Raw genomic sequence first — 26,010 nt, 5'->3', positions numbered from 1 at the left:
AGTGCCCGACTCCACTGATCGGCGGAAAGTAAAGTGGCAGCCATGAACGGTCACGCCCGCCTCGCCGACATCGCCGCCCAGGCCGGGGTGAGCGAGGCCACCGTCAGCCGCGTGCTCAACGGCAAGCCGGGCGTCTCCGCCGCCACCCGGCAGGCCGTGATGGCCGCGCTCGACCTCATGGGCTACGAACGGCCGCCCCGCCTGCGGCAGCGCAGCAACGGGCTGATCGGCCTGGTCACCCCCGAGCTGGACAACCCGATCTTCCCCGCGTTCGCGCAGGCCATCGAGCGGGCGCTGACCCAGCACGGCTACACACCGGTGCTGTGCACCCAGCTGCCCGGCGGCGCGCCCGAGGACGAGTTCACCGAACTGCTCGTGGACCGGGGCGTCAGCGGCATCGTGTTCGTCTCCGGCCTGCACGCCGACACCACCGCCCGGATGGACCGTTACACCCGCCTCACCGAGCGCGGCCTGCCGATCGTGCTGGTCGACGGCTACAGCGAGCGCATCGACGCCCCCTTCATCTCACCCGACGACCGGATGGCCGTCCGGCTCGCCGTGCAGCACCTCGTGGACCTCGGTCACGAGCGCATCGGGCTGGCGCTCGGCCCGCGCCGGTTCGTGCCGGTGATCCGCAAGATCGAGGGATATCGGCAGGCGATGGCGCAGCTGCTCGGCGCCACCGACGTCGACGACTTCATCTCTCACTCGCTGTTCTCCGTCGAAGGCGGCCAGGCCGCCGCCGCCCAGCTGCTGGCCGGCGGCTGCACCGGCATCGTGTGCGCGAGCGACCTCATGGCGCTCGGCGCGATCCGCGCCTGCCGGGAGAGGGGCCTGTCGGTGCCGGGGGAGGTGTCGGTGGTCGGCTTCGACGACTCGCCGCTCATCGCCTTCACCGACCCGCCGCTCACCACCGTGCGCAAGCCGATCGGCGCGATGGCGTCGGCGGCCGTGCAGACCCTGCTCGAAGAGATCAACGGCGCTCAGGCCAAGCACGTCGAGCTGATCTTCCAGCCCGAGCTGGTGGTCCGCGGCTCCACCGGCTCCGGGCCCCTGGTCAACCGCTGAGCCCCGGTCAGTCCAGGACGAGCCGGACCCCGGAGCTCAGCGCGGAGTCGTGCAGCTCCAGCTCGGCCGGCTCGGCGTTCTTCGGGAGCTCGAACAGCAGGGTGCCGGTGAAGGACTCGCCGGGGCCGATGCTGATCGGCTGGATCTGCGCGCCCTCCTTGTCGAGCAGCCGGGTGGCCCCGTGCGGGGTCTCCTCCCGGTCGAGGAGCAGCTGCTGGGCCGGGTAGAGGACCCGCGCCTCCGGGCCCTCGTTGGTGACCTTCAGGGCCACCCGGCAGGTCCGCGAGGAGACGGCCTTGGCGGGCTTGGCGCATTTCGTGCTCGTGACGGCGAAGTTGAGCTTGCCGTCCCGCACCGGGCCGTCGGCGTCGCCGACGGCCGGGCTGCGTGACAGCCAGGTGAGTACGGCCACCAGCAGCGCCAGGAACACCAGCGTGATCAGCAGCACGGCCATGCACCCGGTGAGGAAGCCCTTGGCCGTTTTGGCCGGTCTGATGGGCTGGAACCTCGGCGGCACACCCCGGCGCGGCGGCAGCGGTCCCTGCCCGGTCTGATGGGGTGGCGGAGCCTGCCCCCCTCGGGGTGGCAGCGGCACCGGCCCTGTCTTGTGGGATGGCGGAGCCTGCCCGCCGTGCGGCGGGAGGGGCACCGGCCCTGTCTTGTGAGCCGGCGGAACCTGCCCGCCCCGGGGTGGCAGGGGCACCGGTCCGGTCCGATGCGCCAGCGGCACCGGTCCCGTCCGGTGCGCGGGCGGCACCGCACCAGGCGGCGCCTGCCCGGGCGGGGGCGCCTGTCCGGCGGGCGGCTGATGCGGGGGACGGGCCTGCGCCAGCGGCGGGAACTCCGCCGGGTTCCAGGTGCTGGTGAGGTGACGGGTCGCGGCGAGCTGCGCGGCGGGCTCGTCCGTCGCGCTCACCAGCTCCAGCAGCAGCTGCTTGGCCGTGGGCCGGCGGGCGGGGTCCGGGTGGATGGCGGCGGCCACCAGCCGGTCGAGCGGGGCGGGCAGGCCGCGCAGGTCGGGTGGCGCGGTGCGGGCGCGGGCCGCCATCACATAGGCGTCGCCCTCGCCGAACGGATGCCCGCCCAGCCCTGCGTACGCGATGAGCGACCCCCAGGCGAACACGTCGCCCGCCGGGCTGGTGCGGCCCTCGAAGACCTGCTCGGGCGCGATCCAGCCGGGCGTGCCCATCACCATGCCGGCGTTGGTGTGCCGGGAGCCGACGTGGGAGGAGCGTGCCAGGCCGAAGTCGATGACCCGCGGCCCGGCGAGCGTCAGCATCACGTTGGCGGGCTTGAGATCGCGGTGCACGAGACCGGCCGCGTGGATCGCGGTGAGCGCCGCCGCCACGCCCACGGCCGCTGAGTGCAGCATGGACGGCGACAGGCTGCCCTGCTGGATGAGGTGGTCCTCCAGCGAGACGCCGTCGATGTACTCGGTGACGAGGTAGAGGACGCCGTCGTGCTCGCCGTGGTCCAGGACGCGGGCGGTGCAGAACGAGGCGACCTTGCGGGCGTTGGACACCTCCTCGTGGAAGCGCGCGCGATAGACCGGGTCGGCGGTGTAGTCACGGCGGATCGCCTTGAGCGCCACCTGCCCGCCGTCGGCATCCCTCGCCAGGTAGACGGTGCCCATGCCGCCCGACCCGAGCCGGCTCACCAGCTCGTACGGGCCGATCGTCGGCGGATCCTCTGGCGTCAGCGGAGTGCCAGCGGAGCGCCCCTGCTGCCCCAACGTCGCTGTCCTCTCGCCATCGCGGTCACGACTCAACCGGCCGATCCTCTGTCCGGCACGCTCTTTTCCACCCCAGACTCTAATGGGTGAACGCACACCCCGGTGGCGAGGTGACGGCCTCGGCCGGTTCCAGGGCGGCTCACCGACGCCCGGCTCGACGATCAGTAGGCGGATCGGCGCCTGGAGCCGGCCCGCTAGACCTCTGGGAACGTGAGCGGCAGGCGGACGGTGAAGGTCGACCCCAGGCCCGGACCAGGGGAGGTGGCCGTGATGGCGCCGCCGTGGGCGTGGGCGATGCCGCGGGCGATGGTCAGGCCGATGCCGCTGCCGCCGGCGGGGGCCGGGCGTCCGGGGTGCTCGACGCGTTCGAACCGGGTGAAGATCCGGGTGAGGTCGTGCGCGGCGATGCCGACCCCGTCGTCCTGGACGATGATCTCGGCATGCGGGGCCGGGCCGTCGCCGGTGCGTACGGTGACCGCCACCCGGCCGCCGGGATCGCAGGCGCGCAGGGCGTTGCCCAGGAGGTTGACCAGCACCTGGGCGACGCGGCCGGAATCGAGCATGGCCATGACCGGCGGGCCGGGGATCACCGCGATGGTGACCTGGCCGTCGTCGAACTGGGGGCGCAGCCGTTCGGCGGTGCTTCTCGTCAGGGCGGTCACGTCGGTGAGCGAGTGCCGCAGGGTGAACGCGCCCTCTTCGACCCGGGAGAGGTTGGACAGGTCGTCCGTGAGGCGTCGCAGCCGGATGAGGTCGTCGCTGAGCGAGGCGAACATGGCGTCGTCGGGGGTGAAGATGCCGTCGGCCATGCCTTCGATCTGGCCGCTGAGGATGGTGATCGGGGTGCGCATCTCGTGGGCGATCTCGGAGACCAGGCGGGCGCGCCGCCGTTCGACGTCGGCGAGCGCCGCCGCCAGCCGGTTGACGTCCTCGACCAGTGCGGCGAGTCCCGGCTCCCGGGGGACGTTGAGGACGTCGCCGTAGTGCCCGTCGGCGAGGCGGTGGGTGGCGGCGCTGACCTGGCGCAGCGGCCGCAGCAGGAACCGGGAGAACACCAGGGACAGGACGAGCGCCGCGATCACGCCGGTGACCAGCGCGGGCAGGACCGTCTCGGCGCTGATGTTTCCCTGCCCGCCGCCGGCCAGCTTGAGCACCAGCGCTTCGATCTCGGTGAGCCCGGCGATGGGCATCTCGTGCCCGAACACGTCGGCGGCGACGTTGATCGCCACGAGCGTCACGACCAGGACCGCCATGTGGGACAGCACCAGGCGGATGGTCAGGGGCAGCGCCGGCATCCGTCGCCGCGCGCCGCGTGCCATCCCGGCCACGGCGGTCCTCAGCCGACCGGGCGGGCGGGTCATCCGGCGGGGCGGGCGAGGAAGCGGTAGCCGATGGCCCGTACCGTGCCGACGTACCGGGGCGCGCTCGCGTCGTCGCCGAGCGCGCGCCGCAGCGTGCGGATGTGCACGTCCACCACCCGTTCGTCGCCGAAGAAGTCACGTCCCCACACGTGGTCGATCAGCCCGCGCCGGGTGAACACCCGGCCTGGCGCGCCGGCCAGGGCCACCAGCAGGTCGAAGTCGAGCGCGGACAACTCCACCGTACGGCCGTCGCCGGTGACCGTACGCGTGTCGGGGTCGATGACCAGGCCGTCGAAGCGCAGCGCCCGCTCCTCCGGGGTCTGCGCCGGGACTTCCGCGCGGCGCAGGATGGCGCGCGCCCGCAGGGCGAGCTCACGGGCGCTGAACGGCTTGGTGACGTAGTCGTCGCTGCCCGCGGTGAAGCCGATGACCCGGTCCACCTCCTCCGTTCGGGCGGTGAGCAGGATCACCGGGACTTGACTGCTCGCCCGGATCCGGCGCAGCACCTCGAACCCGTCCAGGCCGGGCAGCATCACGTCCAGCACGATCAGGTCAGGCCGCTCGCGGACGGCCGAGGCCAGGCCGGACGGGCCGTCCGGCGCCTCCAGGACCTCGAAGCCGTCCGCCTCCAGATAGCCGCGCAGCGTCATCCGGATCTTCGGCTCGTCGTCAACGACCAGAATGCGCTGTGTGCTCATGGTTCTCTCTGTCATCGGCCGTCGTGAGCCTGGCCGCTTGCCGATAGACGGTTTCGAAGGTGTCCAGGGTGAGCCCGATGTCATGGCGGGCGACGATCTCCCGGCTGGCCTGTCCCATGCGCGCCCGGCCTTCGGGATCGTCCAGGATCGAGCCGAGGGCCGCGGCCAGGGCCGGGACGTCGCCGGGCGGGAAGAGCAGTCCGTTGTGTCCGGGGTGCACCAGATGGGGCAGCGCCGTGGCGTCGGCGGCGACGACGGGCTTTCCGGCGGCCATGGCCTCCATGGTAGCCAGGCTCTGCAGTTCGGCGGTGCCGGGCATGCAGAACACGTCGCAGCGGGCGTAGGCGTCCAGGACCTCCTGGTCGCTGACCAGGCCGTGGAAGGTGACGCGGTCGGCGACGCCGAGCGCGCGGGCCAGGTCCTCCAGATCGCGGCGGCGGGAGCCGTCGCCCACGATCTCGGCCGTGACCGGGAGCCGGGCGGGCAGCAGCGGCAGCGCGCGCAGGAGTTGGTCCACGTTCTTCTCCGCGTCCAGCCGGCCCACGAAGAGCACCCGCAGTCCCTCCCCCCGGTTCGCCGCCGTGGGCTGTGCGAAGCGGTGCAGGTCCAGGCCGCAGGACACCGGGAGGACGGCGCCACCGATGAGGCCGTGCTCCCGCATCAGCCCCACGGCGCGGGGGGTGGGGGCGGTGACGATCTCGGCGCGGTGGAAGACCCGTACGAAATCACGCCAGGCCAGCCGGCACGCGGCGTCGGCGAGCCGGCCGGGAAGGGGGGCGTAGCGGACGAGGTTCTCCGGCATGAAGTGGTTGGTCGCCACCACCGGGATCGCCGCGCGCCGAGCGGCTCCGATCAGCGTGCGGCCCACGGCGAAGTGGGACTGCACGTGGACGACGTCGGGCGCTATCCGGTCCAGCAGCTGGGCGGCCGAGCCGCGGATCCGCCACGGCAGGCAGACACGGAAGCTGGGATGGAAGGGGGTGCCCTGTGAGGCGAGCCGGTGCACGGTCGGACCGCCGGGCGTGACGCGTTCGGGACCGGCGCCCGTGGCGGGGCAGATCACGTGCACGTCGTAGCCCCGGCCGGCGAGCCCGGTGGCCAGGCGGTGGGCGAAGTTCGCGGCGCCGTTCACATCGGGCGGATAGGTGTCCGCGCCGATGACGATACGCCGGATGGCACTTCCGGACATGGGATGCTCCTGTCGTACGTAACGGAAGAAGGTTGCGGGGTGGGGATGTCATGGGAGAGCCGGACGACCCCGCCGATCGCCACGGCGGCGAAGGCCAGGCCCAGAGCGGCGATCGGCAGGGTCAGGCCGGGGGCCTCGCCGAGCAGGCCGATGCCGATGGTGACGGCCACCAGCGGGTCCACGACCGTGAGGGTCGCCACCGTGCTCTCGGGCGGACCGTCGGCGTAGGCGCGCTGCACGAGCCAGAAACCGGCCAGGACCGTCGCCGCCAGGCCGGCGAGCGAGCCGAGCAGGGGCGCGCTGACGCCGTGCGAGGCGAACTGCTCCGTCGCGGCCCTGATCATCACAGAGGTGCAGCCGTAGGCAGTGCCCCCGCCCATGCCCAGGACCAGGCACCGGGCCCGGCCCCGGAGCGGACGGGCGACCAGCAGGCAGCCGGCCACCACCGCGAGGACCAGCGCACCGGCCTGGAGCTGTGCCGCCGTGGTGACCGGGCGGGTGACGGTGTTCAGCGCGGCGAGCACCGCGAAGGCGCCCGTCCCGACGACGATCGCCGCCAGCGCACGGCCGGTGCCCCACCGCAGCGGGGCACGTCGGATCCGCAGCGCCCACACCACGCTGATCACGATCCCGATCACCCCGGCCGGCTCGATCACGGTCACCGGGGCCAGCCGCAGCGCGTTGACCTGCATCACCGCCCCCGTCGCGAGCAGCGCCAGCCCCGCCAGCCAGCGGGGCCGCCGCACCGCGGCCGCCAAGGACGCGCCACCGGCCGAGGCGCTGTGCTGGAGCCAGGTCCCGGCCGTGAAGCAGCAGGCGTTCAGGAGCGCCAGGCCGATGGCGAGCCAGGTCATCTGCCCTCCCGGCTCGCGGGCACCAGGCCGGCCAGGATGTACAGCAGGCCCATCTCCAGGGCGAGGGTGACCCGCTCGGCCAGCCCCAGCCAGCCGCCGATCTCCTGTGCCAGCGCGGTCGGGGCCGCGGCTGTGGCGCACACATGCGCGCACATGAAGGCGAGGCAGCCCGCCACACTCGCCCAGGAGGTACGGCGCAGCGACCGCGCGGTCGTCTCCCAGCCGGGCCGCCGCCCCAGCCGCCGGGCGATCAGGAGCCCGGCGGCCGGGAGCGCCGCCACGGCGCCGCCCGCCGCGTACCGGTGTACGAGCCCGCTCACGGAGAGGGCGCCCGGCGCGTCGGTCTGGAAGATCGCTGCCAGCGCCAGTCCGCCGCACCACACGCTCAGCAGGACGATCGCCGGCGCGCCGATCGGCAGTCTGGACCGTACGAGCCCGGCGACCAGCGCCATCGAGCCCACCGAGAGGCAGGCCACGGTCCCGGCGAAGATTCCGTACGCGCCGTCGCTCAGCGCGAAGTCGCTGAGCACCTGCCGGACGGTGTCCACCTGCCGCGCCCAGCCGAGGTGCAGGGCGGCGGTGCCGACCAGCGCCCCGGCCAGTCCGGCGTGAGCCGCGACCACGAGTTTTCGGGTGTGGGGAATGCCGTCCATACTTCGACAGCGAACCGGGTGATCATGTGGCTCGTACGACTCCGAGTGTGAAGCTTCCGTGAAGCAGGCCTCGGGTCGTGGCCGGGGCACGAATCCCGGACGCAGCCGCTCGGGCGCCTTTCCAGGCACGCTGGCGCACTTCCAGTTGACCGGTTCGGTCTCAGGCGCGGTCAACCGTTCTGCCACATCATGACCGCTAAGGTGAGCCCATGATCGCCAAGCCTCCCGGTCGGCCTTTTGAGCGGCACCCCCACGTGCGTGTCTCGATGCGGTTCCTGGACGCGCTGAGCGACTTGGCCCATCACATATCGAACTTGTGATCTAAAAACCCTAGGATCAAGGGCTCTGCCGAAGTTACGATCTTGCCGTTCGCCGGCCGTGTCGATCGGTCGGCTCTCCACGGGGCACTACGACCGCGCCCCATGACTGGACGGGAGATCGCCCTTGAGGCGTGCACTGGCAGCGTTGAGCATCGGGTTGAGCGTGCTGGGTTCCACTGTCGTCGCCACACCGGCACACGCCGTGCGGATGGCGACGGTCCCGTTGGCGAGCACCATGACGACGGCTCAGCAGGTCGCGAGCTTCTGGCTCGCCGATGGAGCCGCCAACCTGAAGAACGCCACCCCGTACACCGTGCGGACTGCGGTGGGCGCGGAACGCCTGTCCACGGACATCGTCCCGGACGGCCCTCCGCGCACCGTCGTCCCTCCACTGGAGGGGCCGCCCCCACAGGAGGGGAGGACGCCCACGACCTGGGGCAAGGTGTTCTTCATCGGCGGCGACGGCCGGCCGCACTGGTGCACCGGCACGTCCATGCAGACGAAGTACCGCAACCTTGTCGCGACGGCGGGTCACTGCCTGTTCGACGTCGAGGAGCCCATGGGCGCGCTCGGCAAGTGGGTCTTCGTCCCCGGCTACTCAGAGGGGACGGCCCCGTTCGGCCTGTACGTCGGGAAGCTGGGCACCTCCCACTACGACTTCGACGACATCCGGGACTTCGACCGTGACTACGCCTTCGTCAACGTGTACCACGGCGTCGTCCAGTCTTCCCCGGACGTGCTGACCAACGCCGGAGCCCTGGGTGCCAACGTCGGCGGCCAAGGGCTCGCGGTCAACCAGCCGGTCGCGTCCACGGTCGATGTCTTCGGCTATCCCGCCGGTCCCAACCCCGACGGCAGCCGGCCCTACACGGGTGAGACCCTCGAAAGGTCGACCGGGTCGACGTTCGCGACCAGGTTCACGGCCCTCCGCGCTGACCGGCCCATCGGCGTGGACTCCCCGTTCACCGGCGAAGGCGCTCTCGGCTCCTCATGGCTGATCGATTACGCGAGCGACACCCGTACCGGCTATCTCAACGGCATCACGATGAGCGTTTCCGACACAGACGGCGATGACCGGTACGACACCGGCATCTCGCCGTACTTCGACAGTGAGTTGGCCGAGGTCTACCGGTACGCCTCCGCACAGTGGACCGGCTTCGCCGTTCGATAGCCGCCGTCGCCACCGCGTCCGCCGGGGGAGCGGCCGCGGTGGCACGGCCGGTACGGAGCCGCCGGCATGCTGGTGGCCGACAGACGAGGTGCGAGTGCTGATCCAGGTGGAGAAGGTCGTCCAATGCACGGGAAGCGCTCCCTTCGCCCGGATCGTGACCACCTTCGGGCGCACGGCAGTGCGCTGGTCCGGCGAGCAGGACGCCTCGGAGGGGCCGCGGCACGTCGAGTGGACGATCGATGAGGAGATCTCCTGGGGCCGAGACGGGGGCGCGGCCCCACGGATGCGCCGTTGCCCCGCCAGGCCAACATCCTCGTGCTGAAGCTGGAGCAGCAGGCGGCAGCTCTCGTCGCCCCGGCCCGGCAGGAGCGGGCCGCACAGTACGCCACGGCTCCGGCGGCTCATGACGGCGCCCAGGCATCGGCGGCACAGCCGGCTCGTCGTAATGCGGTCGCGCTGGAAGCGGATACCGAAGGTGGGCATCCTTCCGGAGGGAGATGCTCGTCACCGATCTGGGCTTCGTCGCCTATTTCAGCGTCACGGGCCTGGGCCTGATCCCACCGGAATGGGCGTTCGCCGATTACGCCGATCCGCTCATGGCCGACTGGAACTGGTCCTTCCTCTGGATCGACCTCCTGGCCAGCGCCACCGGACTGACGAGCCTGTGGCTGCTGCGCCGAAGGCAGGCGGCGGGCCCGCCCCTCATGCTGGTCTCCCTGGTGCTGACCATGGCCTCGGGGCTGATGGCGATCGCGTTCTGGACCCTGCGCGGCGACTTCTCCCTGGCTTGGTGGATCCCGAACCTCTACCTCATGCTGTTCCCGATCCCCGCCATCGCCCGCCTGGTCACGGCGGGCGGCAAGGCGGACGTCACAGCGGGCGTCACGGCTCTGCGTGGCACGCGGTGTTGAGCGCTACCGCAAGGAGGCCGCCTCCGAGGCCAGCTTCTCGATGCGGCCCCAGTCGCCGGAGGCCAGGGCGTCCGCCGGGGTGAGCCAGGAACCGCCGACGCAGCCCACGTTCGGCAGTGCCAGATAGTCGGGGGCGGTGGTGAGCCGGATGCCGCCCGTCGGGCAGAAGCGCACGTCCGGCAGCGGGCCCTGCAGTGACTTGAGGTAGGCCACGCCGCCCGCCGCCTCCGCCGGGAAGAACTTCAGCTCCTTGATCCCGCGCTCGGCCAGCGCCATCGCCTCCGACGCGGTCGCCGCCCCCGGCAGGTACGGCAGGCCGCTCGCGTCCATGCCCTCCACCAGGGTCAGCGTCGTCCCCGGCGAGACCAGGAACTTCGCCCCGGCGTCCAGCGCCGCCGCGATGTCGTCGGTGGTCCGGATCGTGCCGGCGCCGATCCGGGCCTCCGGCACCTCCGCCGCGATCCTGGCGATGGCCTCCAGCGCGGGCGCCGTGCGCAGGGTCACCTCGATGACCGGCAGGCCGCCGGAGACGAGCGCCCGCGCCATCGGCACGGCGGTCTCCACGTCGTCGATCACCACGACGGGGATGACAGGGGCGAGATCGAGCAAACTCATGCGGTGTACTCCTCAGTGGCGCGCGGTCGTGAGATCGGTTCTTTGGCGGCACGCTGGGCCAGCCAGGCGGCGGCGCCGGTCAGCGCCGGCTGTGGCGCGACGATCAGCCCGGTGGCGATGCCCTCCAGATAGCTGGACATGTCGGGATTGGCGGCGAACCTGGCGCGGAAGTCGCTGGTGCGCACACGCTCCACGATACGGGGCAGGACCCCGCCGCCCAGGTAGACACCACCCCTGGCGCCGAGTGTCAGCGCCACGTTCCCGGCGAATCCGCCCAGCATCGCGCAGAACACCTCGACCGTCTCCGCGCAGAGCGAGTCGTCGAGCCGCGCCACGATGTCGGAGGACGTCAGCTCGGGGGCGGTGACGCCGTTGACCCGGGCCAGCGCGCGGTGCAGCCGGACCAGGCCGGGCCCGGACAGCACGTCCTCGGCCAGCACGTGCTCCCGCCCGCCGGCTCGCAGCGCGCGGACGATCTCGAGCTCCCTGTCGTCCCTGGCGGGCAGCGTGACGTGGCCGCCTTCGCCGGGGATGGGCGTCCAGCCGTCCCCGGTGGGGACCAGGCCGCCGACGCCGAGCCCGGTGCCGGGCCCCAGCACGGCCTTGACCCCGTACGCCGGCTCCGGCCCGCCCAGTGACACCAGCTCGCCGCCGTTCAGGTGCGGCAGCGACAGGGCCAGCGCCTCGAAGTCGTTGAGCAGCGCCGCGAACGGCACATCGAGCTCGCGCACCGACCCGGCCCACGGCGAGTTCGTCAGCCGGTAGCGGTCACCGTCGATCGGCCCCGCCACGGCCAGGCACGCCGCCCCGGGTCGCGCCCCGCCCGCGTGCTCGGCGAGATATCCCTCCATGGCGTCGGCGAGCGTCCCGTACCGTGCCCCCGCCAGCACCGCGACCTGTGACGGCCGCGCCTCCGGCGACGTGACCAGCCCGAACCGGGCATTGGTCCCGCCGACGTCGGCCACCAGCCAGGGCAGCCCAAAAGCCGTCACCGGGAGGCTCCGGCGTGGCGCGCACCCACCGCCGCGCCCGTCTCCAGGTGGGAGGAGCCGGACTCGGCGGCGAAGCCCAGGCCGGGGCCGTGGTGCGGGGACTCGGCGCCGCTGACGCCGAAGATGCCCGCGCCCTGTTCGGCGTGCCCGGCCATCCGCCGGAAGGTGGTGAACAGCTCGCGGCCGGTGCCGACCCACTGCGCGTCGCTCAGCGGCCGGCCCCCGGGCGTCCGCCGAGCCAGCTCCTCGGCGGGGACCAGCAGGGACAGGCAGCCCGCCGCCGAGTCGAGCCGGATCACGTCGCCGTCGCGGACCAGCGCGATCGGGCCGCCGTCGGCCGCCTCGGGCGACAGGTGGATGGCCGCGGGCACCTTGCCGGAGGCGCCCGACATACGGCCGTCGGTGACGATCGCCACCCGCTGCCCCCGGTCCAGCAGCACCGACAGCGGCGAGGTGAGCTTGTGCAGCTCGGGCATGCCGTTGGCGCTGGGCCCCTGGTAGCGGATGACGGCGACGAAGTCCTGCCCGTCGAGCTCGCCCGCCTCGAAGGCGTGCATCAGGTCGAGCTGGTCGTCGAAGACCTTGGCGGGGGCCTCGATCACCAGGTGCTCGGGCTTGACCGCCGATACCTTGCTCACGGCGCAGCCGAGGTTGCCGTCGAGCATGTGGATGCCGCCGTCGGGGGAGAACGGGTCCTTCACGGGACGCAGCACGTCCAGATCCGCGCTGGTCCCGGCGACCGGCTCCCAGATCAGCTCTCCGTCGCTGAGGCGGGGAGCCGTACGGTAGCGGTCCAGGCCGGGCCCGGCCACGGTGAGCACGTCGGCGTGCAGCAGGCCCTCGTCGAGCAGGTCGCCGATGAGCACCTGCATGCCGCCGGCGTCCCGGAAGTGGTTCACGTCGGCCTGGCCGTTGGGGTAGATCTTGGTGAGCGACGGCACGGCCTTCGACAGGCAGGCCAGGTCGTCCCAGGTCAGCACCATGCCGGCGGCGGCGGCCATGGCGACCAGGTGCAGCGTGTGGTTGGTCGATCCGCCGGTGGCCAGCAGCGCCACGCAGGCGTTCACGATGGCCTTCTCGTCGACGAGCTCGCCGATCGGGGTGTACTCGGCGCCGTGCGCGGTGATCTCCACGGCCCGGCGGCCCGCCGCCTCGGTCAGCGCGTGGCGCAGCTCGGTGTGCGGGTTGACGAAGGTGGAGCCCGGCAGGTGCAGGCCCATGATCTCCATGATCGCCTGGTTGGAGTTGGCGGTGCCGTAGAAGGTGCAGGTGCCGGCGGAGTGGTAGGAGGCGGACTCGGCCTCCAGCAGCTCGCCCCGGCCGACCTTGCCCTCGGCGAAGAGCTGGCGGGTACGGGCCTTGACCTTGTTCGGCAGTCCCGAGGTCATCGGCCCGGCGGGCACGAAGATGGCGGGCAGGTGCCCGAAGTGCAGCGCGCCGATGAACAGGCCGGGCACGATCTTGTCGCAGACGCCCAGCAGCAGCGACGCGTCGAACATGTCGTGCGACAGCGCGATCGCGGTCGACATGGCGATCACGTCACGACTGTAGAGGGACAGCTCCATGCCGGCGCGGCCCTGCGTGATGCCGTCGCACATGGCGGGCACCCCGCCGGCCACCTGCGCGACCCCGCCGGCCCGGCGCACGGCCGCCTTCAGCTCGGCCGGGTAGGTCTCGTACGGCTGGTGCGCGGAGAGCATGTCGTTGTAGCTGGTCACGATGGCCACGCCGGGCTTGGCCGTACCGCGCAGCGCGGGCTTGTCCTCGGCGGGGGCGGCGGCGAAGCCGTGCGCGAGGTTCGCGCAGCCCAGGTGGGAGCGGGCCGGGCCGTTGGCGCGGGCGGCCTCGCCGTCACGGCGGATCCGCTCCAGGTACGCGGCGCGGCTGGCGGCGCTGCGCTCGGCGATCCGATCGGTGATGTCCTGGATGACGGGGTTCACGCTTCCTCCTCATGCCACGCGCGACCGCTGCGGCCGAGCAGTTCGTGGGCGCCCGCGGGGCCTGTAGTGCCGGCGGGGTAGGGCTCGGGCAGTTCGGGGGACGCCTGCCAGGCGTCCAGGATGGGGTCGATCCAGCGCCAGGCGGCTTCGACCTCGTCGCGGCGCATGAACAGCGTCGGGTTGCCGGCCAGCACGTCGGTGAGCAGCCGCTCGTAGGCGTCGGGGACCCGGGTGGTGAACGTCTTGCCGAAGCTCAGGCTCATCGGCACCGGCTTGAGCATGATCTCGCCCGCTCCGGGCTCCTTGGCCATGATGTGCAGCTCGATGCCCTCCTCCGGCTGCAGGCGCAGCACCAGGCGGTTCGGCGCGCCGCCGGGGAAGATGGAGTGCGGCACGTCCTTGAACTGCACCACGATCTCCGAGCGCCGGTGCGGCATGCGCTTGCCGGTGCGCAGGTAGAACGGCACCCCGGCCCAGCGCCAGTTGCGGATCTCGGCGCGGATCGCGGTGAAGGTCTCCACCCGGCTCGACGCCTCGGTGGGCGGGGTGGAGCCGGGCTCGGCGAGGTAACCGGGCATGCCGTCGGCCTGCGCGTACTGGCCGCGCACGGTGAAGCGGTCGACCTCGGTGCCGGTGATGGGGCGCAGCGACTGCAGCACCTTCACCTTCTCGTCGCGGATCGCCTCGCGGTCGTTGCGGGCGGGCGGCTCCATCGCGGTCAGGGTGAGGAGCTGCAGCAGGTGGTTCTGCACCATGTCGCGCAGCGCGCCCGCGTGGTCGTAGTAACCGCGCCTGCCGGGCGTGCCGACGGTCTCGGCGACGGTGATCTGCACGTGGTCGATCCAGAGCGAGTTCCAGACCGGCTCCAGGAAGGCGTTGGCGAAGCGGAGCACGAGCAGGTTCTGCACGGTCTCCTTGCCCAGGTAGTGGTCGATGCGGAAGATCTGCTGCTCGTCGAAGATGGCGCCGACCTCGTCGTTGATCAGCTGCGCGCTGGGCAGGTCGCGGCCGAGCGGCTTCTCCAGCACCACCCGCGAGTTCGGCGTCACCAGCCCGGCCTGCTCCAGCTCGCGGCAGAACGGGCCGAACGTCATCGGCGGGCTGGCCAGGTAGAACACCCGGTCGCGCGGCTCGTGCTCGCCCAGCATCCGCGACAGCGCGCGCCACCCGGTCCGGTCCTGCCCGCCCACGTCGACCGTGAGGTGGTGCAGGCGGCCCAGGAAGCGCTGCCACATGGCGTGGTCGTCCACCGGGACCTGGTCGCGCACCTCGGCGTCCACCTTGCCGCGGAAGTCGGCGTCGGTCAGCCCGCCCCGGGACAGGGCGATGATGCGGGTTTCCGGAGCCAGCCGTCCGTCTCTGTCGCTGTGGAACAACGCGGGCAGCAGCTTGCGCATGGACAGGTCGCCGGTGCCGCCGAAGACGACGAGGTCGGCGGTGTGAGCGACCGGGGGAGACGTAAGCGGGGGCACGGCGAGAACTCCGATGATCTACCAAGTAGGGACAGAACGGACACTAGCCAGAGTTTGGGTCGTACACAAGCAGAGTTTTGGTATTTGGGATGAAAAAGTCGAGACTTTTCATGACATAACCTCCTGTGGTTCACTTAACCGATGACTCGACGTACCGCTGCCGCCCTCGCCACGAGTGGCGAGGTGCTGCGCCTCATCCGCACCGGTGAGGCCGTGACGCGGTCCGACCTCGGCCGGGTGACCGGCCTGTCACGCCCGGCGGTGCAGGTGCGCGTCGGTGAGCTGCTGGAACGCGGCCTGGTCGTCGAGTGCGCCGACGCGCCGTCCACCGGCGGCAGGCCTCCCGTCCGCCTGGAGTTCAACGCCGGCGGCGGCGTCGTGCTGGTGGCCGCGCTCGGCGCGAGCCGCACCAGGGTGGCCGTCTGTGACCTGGCCGGGCGCGAGCTGGCCGGTCAGGACTTCGCGATCGACGTCGAGCAGGGCCCCGACGTGGTGCTGCCGCTGGTCATGGACACCTGGGACGAGCTGCTCGCCGACCGGCCGCGCGCCGTGGTCAAGGGCGTCGGGATGGGCGTGCCCGCCACCGTCGAGTTCGCGCAGGGACGCACCGAGAGCGCCCGGGTGATGGCCTCATGGACCGGGGTGGTGATCCCGCCGCTCATCCGCGCCCGCTTCCCCGTCCCCGTGCTCGTCGACAACGACGTGAACGTGCTGGCCATCGGCGAGCACCGGGGCGCCTATCCGGAGCTCGGCGACCTGATGTTCGTCAAGGTCTCCACCCGGATCGGCGCGGGCGTCATCGCGGGCGGTGAGATCCTGCGCGGCGCGCTCGGTGCGGCCGGCGAGATCGGGCACATCCCGGTGCGAGACGGCGGCGGGGTGCTGTGCCGCTGCGGCAACATCGACTGCGTCGACTCCGTGGCCAGCGGCACCGCGTTGCTGCGCGACCTGCGCGCCGCGGGCAAGGACGTCAAGACGATCGCCGACGTGACGGCGCTGGTGCGGGCCGGCGACGCCGAGACGATGGCGACGGTGCGCGAGGCCGGGCGCAGGATCGGCGAGGTGCTGGCCACCGCCGTCAACATCCTCAACCCGTCGGTCGTGGTGCTCGGCGGTGACATGGCGGAGGCGTTCGGGCCGCTGGTGTCGAGCATCCGCGAGGTCGTCTACCGCCGCTCCACCGCCCTGGCCACCAGGAGGCTGCGCATCGAGCCGAGCCGGCTGGGCGCGGCGGCGGGCATCAGCGGCTGCGCGGTGATGGTGCTGGACCACGTGCTGTCCCCGGACGCGGTCGACGCGACCATGACCGGCCGCGCCGTACGCGAGATCAAGAAATCGGCGATGGCCTGAGATCCACGGGACTCAGCGGGGGCACTTGCCGCGCTTCTTGTCCTCTTTCCTGTCCGGCTTGGCGTCGGCCTTGGCCGGCGACGGCACGCGGGACGGGCGGGCGGCGGGGCGCCGGAGGCCGGTGGGCGACGGCGAGGCGTCGACGTCCCGGCGGGGCAGCGGCCGCCGCGAGGCCTCGTCGGACGGGACGCGGACGGGCGCGGACTCGATCGCGCCCAGCACGGCGGGCCCTTGGAAGCCGGACACGCTGGCGGGAGAGAGCGAGGCGCCGGGCAGGCTGCCGGTCGACAGGACTCCCGCGAGCACGAGCATGAGAGTGCCGGTCAGTGCGGCGGCGATCAGCAGGATCCGCCCGCGCCGTTCGGTCTGTCTCACAGGGGCCGATGATAGTCACGCCGGGCCGTACACGTGACAATTAGCTGCGAATCGTGATCAACAACCTTCAGCAGGTGCAGAGCAGGCCGTTCAGGGCGCTCTCCAGGCCGGAGACGCTGTTGGCCGGAGCGGGCCAGGGGAAGCGGATCAGCGACTCGTCCGCGCGCACGGTGGCCCCGAAGCGGTCGAGCTCCCACAGCCACACCTCCGCGGCCGGCCGGTCGAGCTGCCTGGACACGCCGTTCGCGAGCTGTGCCCGGTGCGCGGCGTTGACATGGGCGAGCACCCGTTCGGCGGTCTCCGCCAGCGGGTCCGGCTCGGCGTCCAGGTACTCGTCGGCGTCCAGCACCCCGGACTCCTGCCCGGTCAGGTAGATCACCTGGGCCACGTCCAGCCGCAGCAGCTGGGGGGCGCCCGGCCGGCCGTAGCCCTCCAGCGCGTCGAACAGGGCCTCATCGGCGTCGTGCGCCGCGACGGCCACCGCCGCGGCGCGGGCCTCGTCCTCCGGTACGGCCTGCGCCCAGCCCTGCACCTCCAGCAGCCCGCGCGGGTGCTCCACCCGGCCGAGGCGGCGCATGGCGGTCAGGTGCACCGCCACCACGGCGTCGCCGCTCAGCCCGTGCAGCGGCTCGCCCTGCCGCACCAGCAGCACCGGCCGGCCCTGCTCGTCGACTCCGCCGCGCGCGGGCGACGGCGTGTCGTCCACAGAGAGCCTGACCACGCCGGCGGTCGCGGCGAGAGTACGGATCCGCTCCTGGATCGGCAGCATGGGGCCTCCTTGAGATCTCACTGGGCTTTAGGTTAGCCTCACCTAAGTAAGGAATACCTAACCACATTGAGGTGAACGTGCGCTACACCGGTCCCAAGGTGCGACTGTCACGCCGGGCGGGCGTGCCGCTGACGAAGAAGGCCGTGAGCTACTTCGAGCGGCGCCCCTACCCACCGGGCGAGCACGGCCGCAAGACCAACCGCCGGGCCAGCGGCGACTACGCCCTGCGGCTGCTGGAGAAGCAGAAGCTGCGCTGGTACTACGACGTGTCGGAGCGCCAGCTCCGCCGCTACTGGGACCTGGCGGTGCGCAAGCAGGGCGCCTCGGGCGCAGAGCTCGTCACGATCCTGGAGACCCGGCTCGCCTCGCTCGTGCTGCGCTCCGGCCTGGCGCCGTCGATCTACGCGGCCCGGCAGTACATCGCGCACGGTCACATCGCGGTCGACGGCCGCAAGGTGGACATCCCCAGCTACCTCGTCAAGCCCGGACAGGTCATCACCGTGCGGGAGCGGTCACGCAGGATGCAGCCGTTCGTCGCCGCCGCCGAGGGCGTGCACGCCGACGAGCGCATCGCGCCCTACCTCTCGGTCGACCACGCGAACCTGACCGTCACGCTGGCGGCCAGGCCGGAGCGCGGCCAGATCGTCGTCCCGGTGGACGAGCAGCTCGTGGTCGAGTTCTACTCGCGTTAGCCCGCGCGGGCGCCCTGGACCCGCTCAGGCCGAGGCGCGGCCCTTGGTGCGGGACGGGCGCCCCCTGCCGGCGCGCTGGCCGTTCGTTGTGCCGGCCGCGGTGTGCGCGCGCAGCTCGGCCACCTCCCTGCGCAGCGCGGCGAGCTCGTCCAGGATGCGCTGGGTGGAGGCGGCGGACACGTCCTCGATCTCCGCCTCCAGCTCGGCCCGCTCGGCGGCCGCCTCCTCGTCCATCGCGCTCACCACGACCGCCATGAACAGGTTCAGCACCACGAAGGTGCAGACCAGGATGAAGACGGTGAAGAAGATCCAGGCGGAGGGATGCCGGGTCATCACCTCCCTGGCGATGTTGCCCCAGTCGTCGCCCGTCATCGTCTGGAAGAGGGTGAACAGCGAGGTGGGCAGGCTGCCGAACCGATCGGGCGCCGTCGCGCCGTACAGCTTGGTGGCCAGGACGGCGGCCACGTACAGGACCAGGGAGAGTAGCAGCACGATCGAGCTCATCCCGGGCATCGCGCGCAGCAGGGCGGAGATCACCTTGCGCAGGCTCGGCACCACCGACAGCAGGCGCAGCGCGCGCAGGATGCGCAGCGATCGCAGCACCGACAGCCCGCCCGTGGCGGGCGCGAGCGCGATGGCGACGATCACGGTGTCGAAGATGTTCCACGGGTCGCGGGGGAAGTCACGCCTCTCGACGTACACCTTGGCCGCGAGCTCCGCCACGAAGATGTAGAGCGCCACGTGATCGACGATGACGAGCAGCTCGCCGTGGCGTTCGACGACGTAGGGGAACGTCTCCAGGCCGAGGGTGCCGGCGTTGACCAGGATGACGGCGATGATGAATCGCTGAAAGTGCCGGTGCGCCAGGACGGCACGGGTGCGTTCGCGCACGGGGGCGGGGCTCCTCGGGACGGTGGATGATCCCGTCCATGATGGCGCAAAATGATCAATGCATAGGAATCAACCTGAAGACCCGCAATTCACGCCCAGACTTGTCCGTATAGCGGTCATAGACCGGCCACTGCTCGATCAGGCCGGGCCAGACGGCCGCGCGCTCGGCGCCGGTCAGCAGCACCGCGGTGACCCCGAACTCCCGGCCGCCGAAGCCCACCCGGGCCTCGGGCGTCTTGAGGAGGTTGGCGCTCCACGCCGGGTGGCGGTCCTGGCCGAAGTTGCTGCCCACGACCAGCAGCGCGCCGTCCGGCTCCGGCCGGCAGGCCAGCGGGACGCCGCGCGGCAGGCCGGTCTTGGCGCCGGTGCTCGTCAGGACCAGCGTGGGCAGCGGCCCGCCGCTGAGGAGTCTGCTCCCGGCGAGCCGGCGCAGGACCCGGTCGAACTTCGGCAGCACCCGTGGTCCCACCCTCATGAACCAGTCCGTTGCCGCGAACCACTGGAAGAACGGCGTGAATGACCGGATCATGGGCCGGGAGTGTAGCAATCCACGGCGCGACACGGCGCTGTGGTATAAAACCCACCAAATCCGCCATACGACAAGGGGTCCAGCGCAGATGTCCTATCCCAACTATGGGCCCTCGTACTATGGTCCGCCGCCGCAGACCCACCCCAACGGCACCACGATCCTGGTGCTCGGCATCCTGAGCCTGGTCATCTGCCAGATCATCGGGCCGTTCGCCTGGAACATGGGGACCAAGGCGCTGCGCGAGATCGACAACAGCGGCTACGTCTACGAGAACCGGGGCATGGTCCAGGCGGGGCGCATCTGCGGCATCATCAGCACCTGCATCATGCTCGGCATCATCGCCATCTACGGGCTGTTCTTCCTGGTTCTCGGCGGCGCGGCGCTGTCCGGCGGCCTGAACTGATCCCCGAGCCCCGACTCCAGCAGGTCGAACGCCCGGTCGGCCTGGGTCCTGAGGTCGGGCCCGATCGTCTCCCACGCCTCGCCCGCGAGCATCCTGCGCATGGCGTAGTCCGACAGCAGGCGGGTCGTGTTGAGCAGGTGCGCGGCCACCAGCCTCGGCGTGAGGTCGTCGTCGTCCGCGTCGGCGTCCTCGGCCAGCGCGGCCGCCAGGAGCGTCTCACGCCGGAGGTGGAGCTCGCTCATCCGGGCGCGTAGCGCGGGGCTGCCGGCCACCATCCCGGCGAACACGTCACCGCCCTCGTTCAGCCCGTAACGCCAGTCGCGCGTCTCCAGCGCGTCGAGGAAGTCGCGCCGGAACGCCCGCACCACGCTCTCACCCGGCGCGCGCCCCCGCGCCACCTCGACGGGCATGCTCTCCACCTGGTCCTGCCGGTCCAGGAAGAGGTCCTCCTTGGCGGGGAAGTAGTTGAACACCGTGTTCACCGACACGTCGGCCGCGCGCGCCACCTCGGCCACGGTCACGTTGTCGAACCCGCGTGACAGGAACAGGCCCATCGCCATGTCCGAGATGCGCTCCCTGGTCTCACGCTTCTTCCGCTCCCGCAGTCCTTCGTCCACCTCGCCATGCTATCAAGTTTGCAGTCGCTCCAAAATTGTGGTTACTCTAATTTTGGAGGCGATCAAATGATCAAGGCGACAGGTCTGTCCAAGACCTTCAAAGGCGGCGTGGTGGCCGTCAAGAACGTGACCATGTCCGTGCGGCCCGGCGAGATCGTGGGCTTCCTCGGCCCCAACGGCGCCGGCAAGACCACCACCATGCGCATGCTCACGACCCTGCTCAGGCCCACCTCGGGCACCGCCACGGTGGCGGGCCACGACCTGCTGGCCGACCCGGCGGGGGTGCGGCACCGCATCGGCTACGTCTCGCAGGGCGGCAGTGTCGACCCGTGGGCGCCGTTCGGCGAAGAACTCGAACTTCAGGCCATGCTGTACGGTCTCAGCCGCGCCCAGGCGTCGGCCAGGACGGCCGAGGTGCTGGCCATGCTGGACCTGAAGGGCATGGAGTCCACGCCCGGTAGTGCGCTCTCCGGCGGCCGGCGCCGCCGCGTCGACATCGCGTTCGCCCTGCCGCACCGGCCCGCGCTGCTGTTCCTGGACGAGCCGACGACCGGGCTCGACCCGCAGAGCAGGGCCAACCTGTGGGACCACATCCGCCGCCTGCGCGCCGAGCACGGCGTGACGGTCTTCCTCACCACCCACTACCTCGACGAGGCGGACGCGCTCTGCGACCGGCTGCTGATCATGGACCACGGCGAGATCGTCGCCGAAGGCACCCCGGCCGAGCTCAAGGCGGGCGGCCGCACGCTCGACCAGGCGTTCCTGGACATCACCGGCAGGGCACTGCGTGAGGAGGCGGCCGTCTGATGGCCCGCGACACCTGGCTGCTGTTCCGCCACCACCTGCGAGCCACCCTGCGTCAGAAGACGGGCCTGATCTTCGGCGTCATCCAGCCACTGTTCTTCCTGGTGCTGTTCGGCCCCATCTTCGCCACGATCGGCACCTGGGAGACCCTGGTGCCCGGACTGATCATCCAGCTCGGCCTGATGAGCACCGGCATGGCCGGGTTCGGGGTGGTGTTCGACCAGCGCTCCGGGGCGCTGGAGCGGCTGCGCGTCACCCCGGCGAGCCGTCTGGCCCTGCTGCTCGGCCGGGTGCTCACCAACGCGGTCCAGCTCATGCTGCAGGTGGTGCTGCTGGTCGCGGTCGGCTACGCCTTCGGCCTGCGCGCCCCCGTCGCGGGGCTGCTGGCCGGGCTGGCGCTGGTCGTGGTGTTCGGCGCGAGCCTAGCCGCGCTGTCGTACGCGATCGCGCTGACCATGCACGAGCAGCTGTTCGCGCCGGTGATGAGCACGGCGGTGATCCCGCTCCTCCTGCTGTCCGGCGCGTTCCTGCCGATGTCGATGGCGCCCGGCTGGCTCGACGCGCTCTCGTACGTCAGCCCGTTCAGGCACGTGCTGGAGGCGTTGCGCGAGCTGTTCAGCCGCCACTACGTCACCGGGACCGTCGTCGCCGGGGTGGCCGTGACCCTGGTGTTGGCCGTGGTCAGCCTCACCGTCGGCACCCGGGTGTACAACCGGGCGAGCGCCTGACGCTGCGGCACTCGCCCAGGCCGGCACCTGTCGCGGATGCCCGGCCGGCCCCTCGGCAGGCCCGCCGGCCGGTGCGTCAGCGGGCCGCCGGCTCCGGGGCCGGGGCCTCCTGGCCTGCGACGGATCGGCGCTGGAGGGCGGCGAGGATCCCGGCGGGGTCCACCGTGCCGTAACCGTAGTCGTAGTCGAACCCGACCTCGCTGCGGTCCTCGGCGGTGCGGCGCAGCAGGGCGCGGAGCTGGGCGGGCGACAACCGGGAGGACGGCCAGCGGGTGCGGATGGCGGCGACGAGCCCGGCGGCCACCGGCGTCGCGGCCGAGGTGCCGGAGTCCGGCTTGTCGGAGCCCAGCGCCTTGGATCCGGCGAAGTGGGTGTAGGCGCACAGGTCCGGCTTGCGCGCGCTCAGCCGGCCGGGCCCCTGCGAGGAGTAGCCGACCCGGTGGCCGTTGACGTCGACCCCGCCGATCGACAGCGCGCGGGGGTGGGAGTTGGCGCCGGTGATGGGCCGGTTGGGGTAGGCGCAGCGGCGGTCCAGGCAGTCGCGCCCGCAGTTGCCCGCCGCGAACAGCACGTCGGCCCCCGCCTGGTCGAGGCTGGCGACCATCAGGTTGAACGGGTGGGCCGCGTTGTCGGAGTAGTTGCCCGGATGCCCCACCGGGAAGTCCCACTCGGGGGAGAACGACCCCCACGAGTTGCTGATCACCAGCGCCCGGGTCTCGGCCGGCTGCCCGGCGAGGACCGTGCGCAGGTGGGAGAAGGCGGCCACCGCGTCGGACAGCAGCCCGTCGAGCGCCGAGCCGCCGGGCCGGGTGGAGCGCAGCAGCGGGATGTCGATGAGCGTCGCCTGCGGGGCGCCGATGAGCGCGTCGAAGGCGCACATCGTGCCGTGGTCGACCTCGGCGTGGCCGGGCCGGCCGGACACCCCGGCCGGGTTCCAGCTCAGCGCGGCGTCGAGGATGACGTCCCTGCCGAGCTGCCTGGCCACGTGGGCGGTGTTGATGCCGGTGTCGAGCACGGCCACCGGCACGCCGCCGCCGTGGAGCCCCTCGGCGTGCAGGCCGGGCACGTTGAGCAGCCGCTCCACGTCGTGCCAGGTGCCGACGGCCGCGTCGCCGCCGCAGGTGAGCGTGGACTCCACGACGGGGTCGGCGAAGACGCCGACGACGTCGGGGCGCATCGTGGGCAGCAGCGTCATCCGCGCGGTGAGCTCGTCGTCGGAGATGGTGCCGCGCACCAGGACGGAGGCGTCCTCGGCGGCCAGCGAGAAGTCGAGCGGCTGGTTGAGCGAGAGCGGGTCGCCGCCCCCGCCGGCGGGCACCGGCCGGGGCAGGGCGACGGGGACGAAGGTGGTGTCGAGCTCGACCCCGGGCAGGCCGTCGGCGACATCGGCGGAGGTGGCGGTCATGCCGGGGTCGGCGACCGCCGCGACCAGATCGGGGGAGGGGCGAAGCTGGATGAGTACCCGCATGTTTACCACCGAGCGACTATGGGGGAAGGAACCTTTCCAACATTCCTGCATTCCTCCCCGCCCCGTCCAGCGGCTCTTAAGGCAATTGACCTGCTAAAACGCCACAAATTCCAGCGAATTGCACAGTAATTATTTCGCGGAGCCCACGCGTTTCCGGACCTTGCGGCCCGGGCCGTCGCTCAATACGGTGAGTCATCATGACGCTTCAGGAGCAGAAGGCGGTCAGCGACGGCGGCGGCACGAGCCCACACTGGCTGGCGGTGCGGCCCAGATTGATTCTCGCCAGCGCCTTCATGCTCTTCCTGGAGCTCGCGCTGATCAGGTGGACCGGGTCGAACATCGTCCATCTGAGCTATTTCACCAACTTCGTCCTCCTGGGCTCGTTCCTCGGCATCGGGCTGGGATTCCTGCGCGTCGGCAGATCCACCCGGCAGCCCTATTACTCGCCTGTCGTGCTGTTCGGCCTCGTGCTCATCGTGCTCACCTTCCCCGTGACGGTCGACCGCGCGTCCGAGGACGTCCTCTACTGGACCAGCCTCGGCACCACCGGCCCGCCCGCCTGGCTGATCCTGCCGGTGATCTTCTGCGCGGCGGCCGTGGTGCTCATGGGGCCCGCCGAGCTGGTCGGCCGGTGCTTTCCCGAGCTGCCCCGGCTGGAGGCCTACCGCTACGACCTGATCGGCAGCCTCACCGGCATCGCCGCGTTCACCGCGCTGTCGTTCCTCAGCGCCCCGCCGGTCTTCTGGGGTCTGATCGTCGCCATCGCCTACGGGCTGCTGCTGGTGCCCCGGCCCCGCGTGCCCTACCTCGCGCTGGTCACCGTGCCCTCGCTCGCCGTCGTGGGCCTGCTGCTGGCCGAGACGCTCACCGCGGGCGCGATCTGGTCGCCCTACTACAAGGTCACCACCAGGGCGCTGGAGATCGTCGGCGTGCCGGTGACCGACATCTCGGTCAACGGCATCCCGCACCAGCAGGCCGCCCCCGCCGTCGCCCGCCTGCAGTGGGAGGGCCAGTACGGCCTGCCCTACGAGCGGGCCGTGGCGGCGCCGCAGGACGTGCTGATCGTGGGCGCGGGCAGCGGCACCGACGTGGCGATCGCGCTGTCCAAGGGCGCCCGCCGGGTCGACGCCGTCGAGATCGACCCCAAGCTCCGCGAGCTCGGCGGCTCCAAGCACCCTGACCGGCCCTACGACGACCCGCGCGTCACCACCCACGTCACCGACGGCCGCGCCTTCCTGGAGCACACCGACCGCCGCTACGACCTCATCCTGTTCGCGCTGCCCGACTCGCTCACCCTGGTGTCCGGAGCGAGCTCGCTACGGCTGGAGAGCTACCTGTTCACCCCGGAGGCCATGCGGGCCGCCCGCGAGCACCTCAAGCCCGGCGGCGCCTTCTCCATGTACAACTACTACCGCGAGAGCTGGCTGGTCGACCGGCTCGCCAGCACGGTGCAGAGCGCCTTCGGGCACAAGCCGTGCGTGGACGTGGTCAGCGTCAGCGGCCAGCAGGCCGTCATCACGGCCGGCGCCACCCCGGCCGCCCAGCGCTGCGCCGGCGAGTGGGCGGGCGCAGCCGCCGGCACCCCGCCGCCCGCCGGCGACGACCGTCCCTTCCTCTACCTCAAGGACCGGACGATCCCGGCGATCTACCTCATCACGCTGGGCCTGATCCTCCTGGTCAGCCTGCTGGCCGTGCGCATGGTCGCCGGCCCCTACCGCCGGATGCGCCCCTACGCCGACCTGTTCCTGCTCGGAGTGGCGTTCCTGCTGCTGGAGACCAAGAGCGTCACCGGCTTCGCGCTGCTGTTCGGCACCACCTGGGTGGTCAACGCGATCGTCTTCGCCGGGGTGCTCGTGGCGGTGCTCGCCGCCGTGGAGGTGACCCGCCGCTGGCGCACCCCGCCGCTGCGCGTCATGTACGGCGTGCTGTTCGCGGGGCTGGCGCTGGCCTGGCTGGTGCCCAACGCGTGGCTGCTGTCGCTCCCGCTGCCGCTGCGCGCGGTGGTGGCCGTCACGGTCGCGTTCCTGCCGATCTTCGCGGCCAACGTGGTGTTCGCCAAGCGGTTCGCCGACTCGGCGGACGCCACCACCTCCTTCGGCGCCAACCTGCTGGGCGCGATGGTGGGCGGCTGCCTGGAGTATCTCGCGCTCGTGATCGGCTATCAGGCGCTGCTCGTCGTGGCGGCCCTGCTTTACCTCGGCGCGTTCGCCCTGTTGCCCAGACGAGCCCTGGCCTGAACCCCCCGCTGGGCCGGGTTTGCCGGGCCGCGTACTGCTTGACCTGGCCTTTTGGGAATGTTGGCGGTAGTGTCGCTGTTGTAGACATCTGAGCGCCTGAGTCCGGCCCGGCGGTTTTCATCCCGGTGACCGAGCGACGTACGGCGACTTCCGTCCAGCGCCTCTCCCGCA

General features: G+C 71.8%; 25 protein-coding genes. 9 read left to right on the top strand and 16 right to left on the bottom strand.

The genetic code is table 11. The features are described 5' to 3' along the window. The first annotated feature begins 42 nt into the window (after positions 1–42). Positions 43–1,068 (top strand): LacI family DNA-binding transcriptional regulator, encoded by a 1,026-nt coding sequence (locus ACIBQX_RS03570; protein WP_397000177.1) that lies wholly within the window; start codon positions 43–45, stop codon positions 1,066–1,068. Positions 1,069–1,075: 7 nt separating this feature from the next. Here the strand turns inward: ACIBQX_RS03570 and ACIBQX_RS03565 are convergent, their stop codons facing one another. The 6 genes from ACIBQX_RS03565 to ACIBQX_RS03540 all read right to left on the bottom strand — a co-directional run bounded on the left by ACIBQX_RS03565 (position 1,076) and on the right by ACIBQX_RS03540 (position 7,555). Next, the gene (locus ACIBQX_RS03565) at positions 1,076–2,800 is read right to left on the bottom strand and encodes a protein kinase (protein WP_397000175.1); all 1,725 of its coding nucleotides are present in this window, start codon (positions 2,798–2,800) and stop codon (positions 1,076–1,078) included. Positions 2,801–2,994: 194 nt separating this feature from the next. Next, a complete protein-coding gene (locus ACIBQX_RS03560; protein WP_397000173.1) occupies positions 2,995–4,119 on the bottom strand; it encodes a sensor histidine kinase in 1,125 nt (374 codons plus the stop codon). 38 nt (positions 4,120–4,157) lie between these two features. Further along, positions 4,158–4,859 (bottom strand): response regulator transcription factor, encoded by a 702-nt coding sequence (locus ACIBQX_RS03555; protein WP_397000171.1) that lies wholly within the window; start codon positions 4,857–4,859, stop codon positions 4,158–4,160. Next, positions 4,831–6,048: a glycosyltransferase gene (locus ACIBQX_RS03550; protein WP_397000169.1), complete on the bottom strand. Its 1,218-nt coding sequence runs from the start codon at positions 6,046–6,048 to the stop codon at positions 4,831–4,833. Before ACIBQX_RS03550 ends, ACIBQX_RS03555 begins: the two co-directional genes overlap by 29 nt. After that, positions 5,988–6,902 (bottom strand): hypothetical protein, encoded by a 915-nt coding sequence (locus ACIBQX_RS03545; protein WP_397000167.1) that lies wholly within the window; start codon positions 6,900–6,902, stop codon positions 5,988–5,990. The genes ACIBQX_RS03550 and ACIBQX_RS03545 overlap by 61 nt, the downstream gene beginning before the upstream one ends. Next, positions 6,899–7,555 carry a DUF998 domain-containing protein gene (locus ACIBQX_RS03540; RefSeq protein ID WP_397000165.1) on the bottom strand — a complete coding sequence of 219 codons (657 nt, stop codon included), beginning with the start codon at positions 7,553–7,555 and terminating at the stop codon, positions 6,899–6,901. The genes ACIBQX_RS03545 and ACIBQX_RS03540 overlap by 4 nt, the downstream gene beginning before the upstream one ends. Positions 7,556–8,020: 465 nt before the next feature. On the opposite strand from ACIBQX_RS03540, the gene ACIBQX_RS03535 reads away from it, so the two are divergent. Next, positions 8,021–9,046 (top strand): hypothetical protein, encoded by a 1,026-nt coding sequence (locus ACIBQX_RS03535; protein WP_397000163.1) that lies wholly within the window; start codon positions 8,021–8,023, stop codon positions 9,044–9,046. A gap of 497 nt (positions 9,047–9,543) precedes the next feature. Further along, positions 9,544–9,957, top strand: coding sequence for a DUF5360 family protein (locus ACIBQX_RS03530; RefSeq protein WP_397000161.1), 414 nt, complete (start codon positions 9,544–9,546; stop codon positions 9,955–9,957). A 3-nt stretch (positions 9,958–9,960) separates the two neighbouring features. Here the strand turns inward: ACIBQX_RS03530 and eda are convergent, their stop codons facing one another. The 4 genes from eda to zwf are packed head-to-tail and all read right to left on the bottom strand — an operon-like array spanning position 9,961 to position 14,976. Then, complete coding sequence (gene eda, locus ACIBQX_RS03525) at positions 9,961–10,572, bottom strand: bifunctional 4-hydroxy-2-oxoglutarate aldolase/2-dehydro-3-deoxy-phosphogluconate aldolase (RefSeq protein ID WP_397000159.1); 612 nt, start codon at positions 10,570–10,572, stop codon at positions 9,961–9,963. Beyond that, positions 10,569–11,564 (bottom strand): glucokinase, encoded by a 996-nt coding sequence (glk, locus tag ACIBQX_RS03520; protein ID WP_397000157.1) that lies wholly within the window; start codon positions 11,562–11,564, stop codon positions 10,569–10,571. Before glk ends, eda begins: the two co-directional genes overlap by 4 nt. Beyond that, complete coding sequence (gene edd / locus ACIBQX_RS03515) at positions 11,561–13,504, bottom strand: phosphogluconate dehydratase (RefSeq protein ID WP_397000155.1); 1,944 nt, start codon at positions 13,502–13,504, stop codon at positions 11,561–11,563. The genes glk and edd overlap by 4 nt, the downstream gene beginning before the upstream one ends. After that, a complete protein-coding gene (gene zwf, locus ACIBQX_RS03510; protein WP_397000153.1) occupies positions 13,501–14,976 on the bottom strand; it encodes a glucose-6-phosphate dehydrogenase in 1,476 nt (491 codons plus the stop codon). Before zwf ends, edd begins: the two co-directional genes overlap by 4 nt. Before the next feature lie 141 nt (positions 14,977–15,117). Between zwf and ACIBQX_RS03505 the strand changes: the two genes are divergently transcribed. Further along, on the top strand, positions 15,118–16,326 hold the full coding sequence (locus ACIBQX_RS03505) for an ROK family transcriptional regulator (RefSeq protein WP_397000151.1): 1,209 nt from the start codon (positions 15,118–15,120) through the stop codon (positions 16,324–16,326). A 12-nt stretch (positions 16,327–16,338) separates the two neighbouring features. On the opposite strand, the gene ACIBQX_RS03500 is transcribed toward ACIBQX_RS03505, so the two are convergent. Together ACIBQX_RS03500 and ACIBQX_RS03495 are read right to left on the bottom strand one after the other, a co-directional pair. Further along, a complete protein-coding gene (locus tag ACIBQX_RS03500) occupies positions 16,339–16,701 on the bottom strand; it encodes a hypothetical protein (RefSeq protein ID WP_397000149.1) in 363 nt (120 codons plus the stop codon). A gap of 67 nt (positions 16,702–16,768) precedes the next feature. Continuing rightward, positions 16,769–17,470 carry a DUF2470 domain-containing protein gene (locus tag ACIBQX_RS03495; RefSeq protein WP_397000147.1) on the bottom strand — a complete coding sequence of 234 codons (702 nt, stop codon included), beginning with the start codon at positions 17,468–17,470 and terminating at the stop codon, positions 16,769–16,771. A 77-nt stretch (positions 17,471–17,547) separates the two neighbouring features. Between ACIBQX_RS03495 and rpsD the strand changes: the two genes are divergently transcribed. Further along, entirely contained in the window at positions 17,548–18,162 is a 615-nt protein-coding gene (rpsD, locus tag ACIBQX_RS03490; RefSeq protein ID WP_397001520.1) for a 30S ribosomal protein S4, read from the top strand. Positions 18,163–18,186: 24 nt separating this feature from the next. Here rpsD and ACIBQX_RS03485 read toward each other — a convergent pair whose 3' ends face one another. Both ACIBQX_RS03485 and ACIBQX_RS03480 read right to left on the bottom strand, forming a co-directional pair. Beyond that, on the bottom strand, positions 18,187–19,053 hold the full coding sequence (locus tag ACIBQX_RS03485; RefSeq protein ID WP_397000145.1) for an ion transporter: 867 nt from the start codon (positions 19,051–19,053) through the stop codon (positions 18,187–18,189). Positions 19,054–19,108: 55 nt separating this feature from the next. Next, the gene (locus tag ACIBQX_RS03480; RefSeq protein WP_397000143.1) at positions 19,109–19,582 is read right to left on the bottom strand and encodes a nitroreductase family deazaflavin-dependent oxidoreductase; all 474 of its coding nucleotides are present in this window, start codon (positions 19,580–19,582) and stop codon (positions 19,109–19,111) included. An 88-nt stretch (positions 19,583–19,670) separates the two neighbouring features. Between ACIBQX_RS03480 and ACIBQX_RS03475 the strand changes: the two genes are divergently transcribed. Continuing rightward, positions 19,671–19,985, top strand: a complete 315-nt coding sequence (locus ACIBQX_RS03475; RefSeq protein WP_397000141.1) for a DUF4190 domain-containing protein — start codon at positions 19,671–19,673, stop codon at positions 19,983–19,985. Here the strand turns inward: ACIBQX_RS03475 and ACIBQX_RS03470 are convergent. Beyond that, on the bottom strand, positions 19,928–20,602 hold the full coding sequence (locus ACIBQX_RS03470; protein WP_397000139.1) for a TetR/AcrR family transcriptional regulator: 675 nt from the start codon (positions 20,600–20,602) through the stop codon (positions 19,928–19,930). The genes ACIBQX_RS03475 and ACIBQX_RS03470 overlap by 58 nt on opposite strands. A gap of 66 nt (positions 20,603–20,668) precedes the next feature. On the opposite strand from ACIBQX_RS03470, the gene ACIBQX_RS03465 reads away from it, so the two are divergent. Then, a complete protein-coding gene (locus ACIBQX_RS03465; RefSeq protein ID WP_397000137.1) occupies positions 20,669–21,409 on the top strand; it encodes an ABC transporter ATP-binding protein in 741 nt (246 codons plus the stop codon). Then, the gene (locus ACIBQX_RS03460; RefSeq protein ID WP_397000135.1) at positions 21,409–22,134 is read left to right on the top strand and encodes an ABC transporter permease; all 726 of its coding nucleotides are present in this window, start codon (positions 21,409–21,411) and stop codon (positions 22,132–22,134) included. Before ACIBQX_RS03465 ends, ACIBQX_RS03460 begins: the two co-directional genes overlap by 1 nt. Positions 22,135–22,210: 76 nt before the next feature. Here the strand turns inward: ACIBQX_RS03460 and ACIBQX_RS03455 are convergent, their stop codons facing one another. After that, positions 22,211–23,602 (bottom strand): S8 family serine peptidase, encoded by a 1,392-nt coding sequence (locus tag ACIBQX_RS03455; RefSeq protein ID WP_397000133.1) that lies wholly within the window; start codon positions 23,600–23,602, stop codon positions 22,211–22,213. Positions 23,603–23,799: 197 nt separating this feature from the next. On the opposite strand from ACIBQX_RS03455, the gene ACIBQX_RS03450 reads away from it, so the two are divergent. Then, positions 23,800–25,839 (top strand): spermidine synthase, encoded by a 2,040-nt coding sequence (locus ACIBQX_RS03450; RefSeq protein WP_397000131.1) that lies wholly within the window; start codon positions 23,800–23,802, stop codon positions 25,837–25,839. Positions 25,840–26,010: the final 171 nt, after the last annotated feature.

The organism is Nonomuraea sp. NPDC049714, assembly GCF_044465295.1.
Taxonomy (GTDB): Bacteria; Actinomycetota; Actinomycetes; order Streptosporangiales; family Streptosporangiaceae; genus Nonomuraea.
The sequence above is the reverse complement of the archived record's forward strand: the minus strand, read 5'-3'. Positions and strand labels throughout refer to the sequence as shown.

What these genes read in the sequence shown, in the direction of transcription:
- ACIBQX_RS03570 (WP_397000177.1), top strand. Translation starts at nt 43, where the DNA reads ATGAACGGTCACGCCCGCCTCGCCGACATCGCCGCCCAGGCCGGGGTG.
- ACIBQX_RS03560 (WP_397000173.1), bottom strand. Translation starts at nt 4,119, where the DNA reads ATGGCACGCGGCGCGCGGCGACGGATGCCGGCGCTGCCCCTGACCATC.
- ACIBQX_RS03555 (WP_397000171.1), bottom strand. Translation starts at nt 4,859, where the DNA reads ATGAGCACACAGCGCATTCTGGTCGTTGACGACGAGCCGAAGATCCGG.
- ACIBQX_RS03550 (WP_397000169.1), bottom strand. Translation starts at nt 6,048, where the DNA reads ATGTCCGGAAGTGCCATCCGGCGTATCGTCATCGGCGCGGACACCTAT.
- ACIBQX_RS03545 (WP_397000167.1), bottom strand. Translation starts at nt 6,902, where the DNA reads ATGACCTGGCTCGCCATCGGCCTGGCGCTCCTGAACGCCTGCTGCTTC.
- ACIBQX_RS03540 (WP_397000165.1), bottom strand. Translation starts at nt 7,555, where the DNA reads ATGGACGGCATTCCCCACACCCGAAAACTCGTGGTCGCGGCTCACGCC.
- ACIBQX_RS03530 (WP_397000161.1), top strand. Translation starts at nt 9,544, where the DNA reads ATGCTCGTCACCGATCTGGGCTTCGTCGCCTATTTCAGCGTCACGGGC.
- eda (WP_397000159.1), bottom strand. Translation starts at nt 10,572, where the DNA reads ATGAGTTTGCTCGATCTCGCCCCTGTCATCCCCGTCGTGGTGATCGAC.
- ACIBQX_RS03505 (WP_397000151.1), top strand. Translation starts at nt 15,118, where the DNA reads ATGACTCGACGTACCGCTGCCGCCCTCGCCACGAGTGGCGAGGTGCTG.
- ACIBQX_RS03495 (WP_397000147.1), bottom strand. Translation starts at nt 17,470, where the DNA reads ATGCTGCCGATCCAGGAGCGGATCCGTACTCTCGCCGCGACCGCCGGC.
- ACIBQX_RS03480 (WP_397000143.1), bottom strand. Translation starts at nt 19,582, where the DNA reads ATGATCCGGTCATTCACGCCGTTCTTCCAGTGGTTCGCGGCAACGGAC.
- ACIBQX_RS03475 (WP_397000141.1), top strand. Translation starts at nt 19,671, where the DNA reads ATGTCCTATCCCAACTATGGGCCCTCGTACTATGGTCCGCCGCCGCAG.
- ACIBQX_RS03465 (WP_397000137.1), top strand. Translation starts at nt 20,669, where the DNA reads ATGATCAAGGCGACAGGTCTGTCCAAGACCTTCAAAGGCGGCGTGGTG.
- ACIBQX_RS03460 (WP_397000135.1), top strand. Translation starts at nt 21,409, where the DNA reads ATGGCCCGCGACACCTGGCTGCTGTTCCGCCACCACCTGCGAGCCACC.
- ACIBQX_RS03455 (WP_397000133.1), bottom strand. Translation starts at nt 23,602, where the DNA reads ATGCGGGTACTCATCCAGCTTCGCCCCTCCCCCGATCTGGTCGCGGCG.
- ACIBQX_RS03450 (WP_397000131.1), top strand. Translation starts at nt 23,800, where the DNA reads ATGACGCTTCAGGAGCAGAAGGCGGTCAGCGACGGCGGCGGCACGAGC.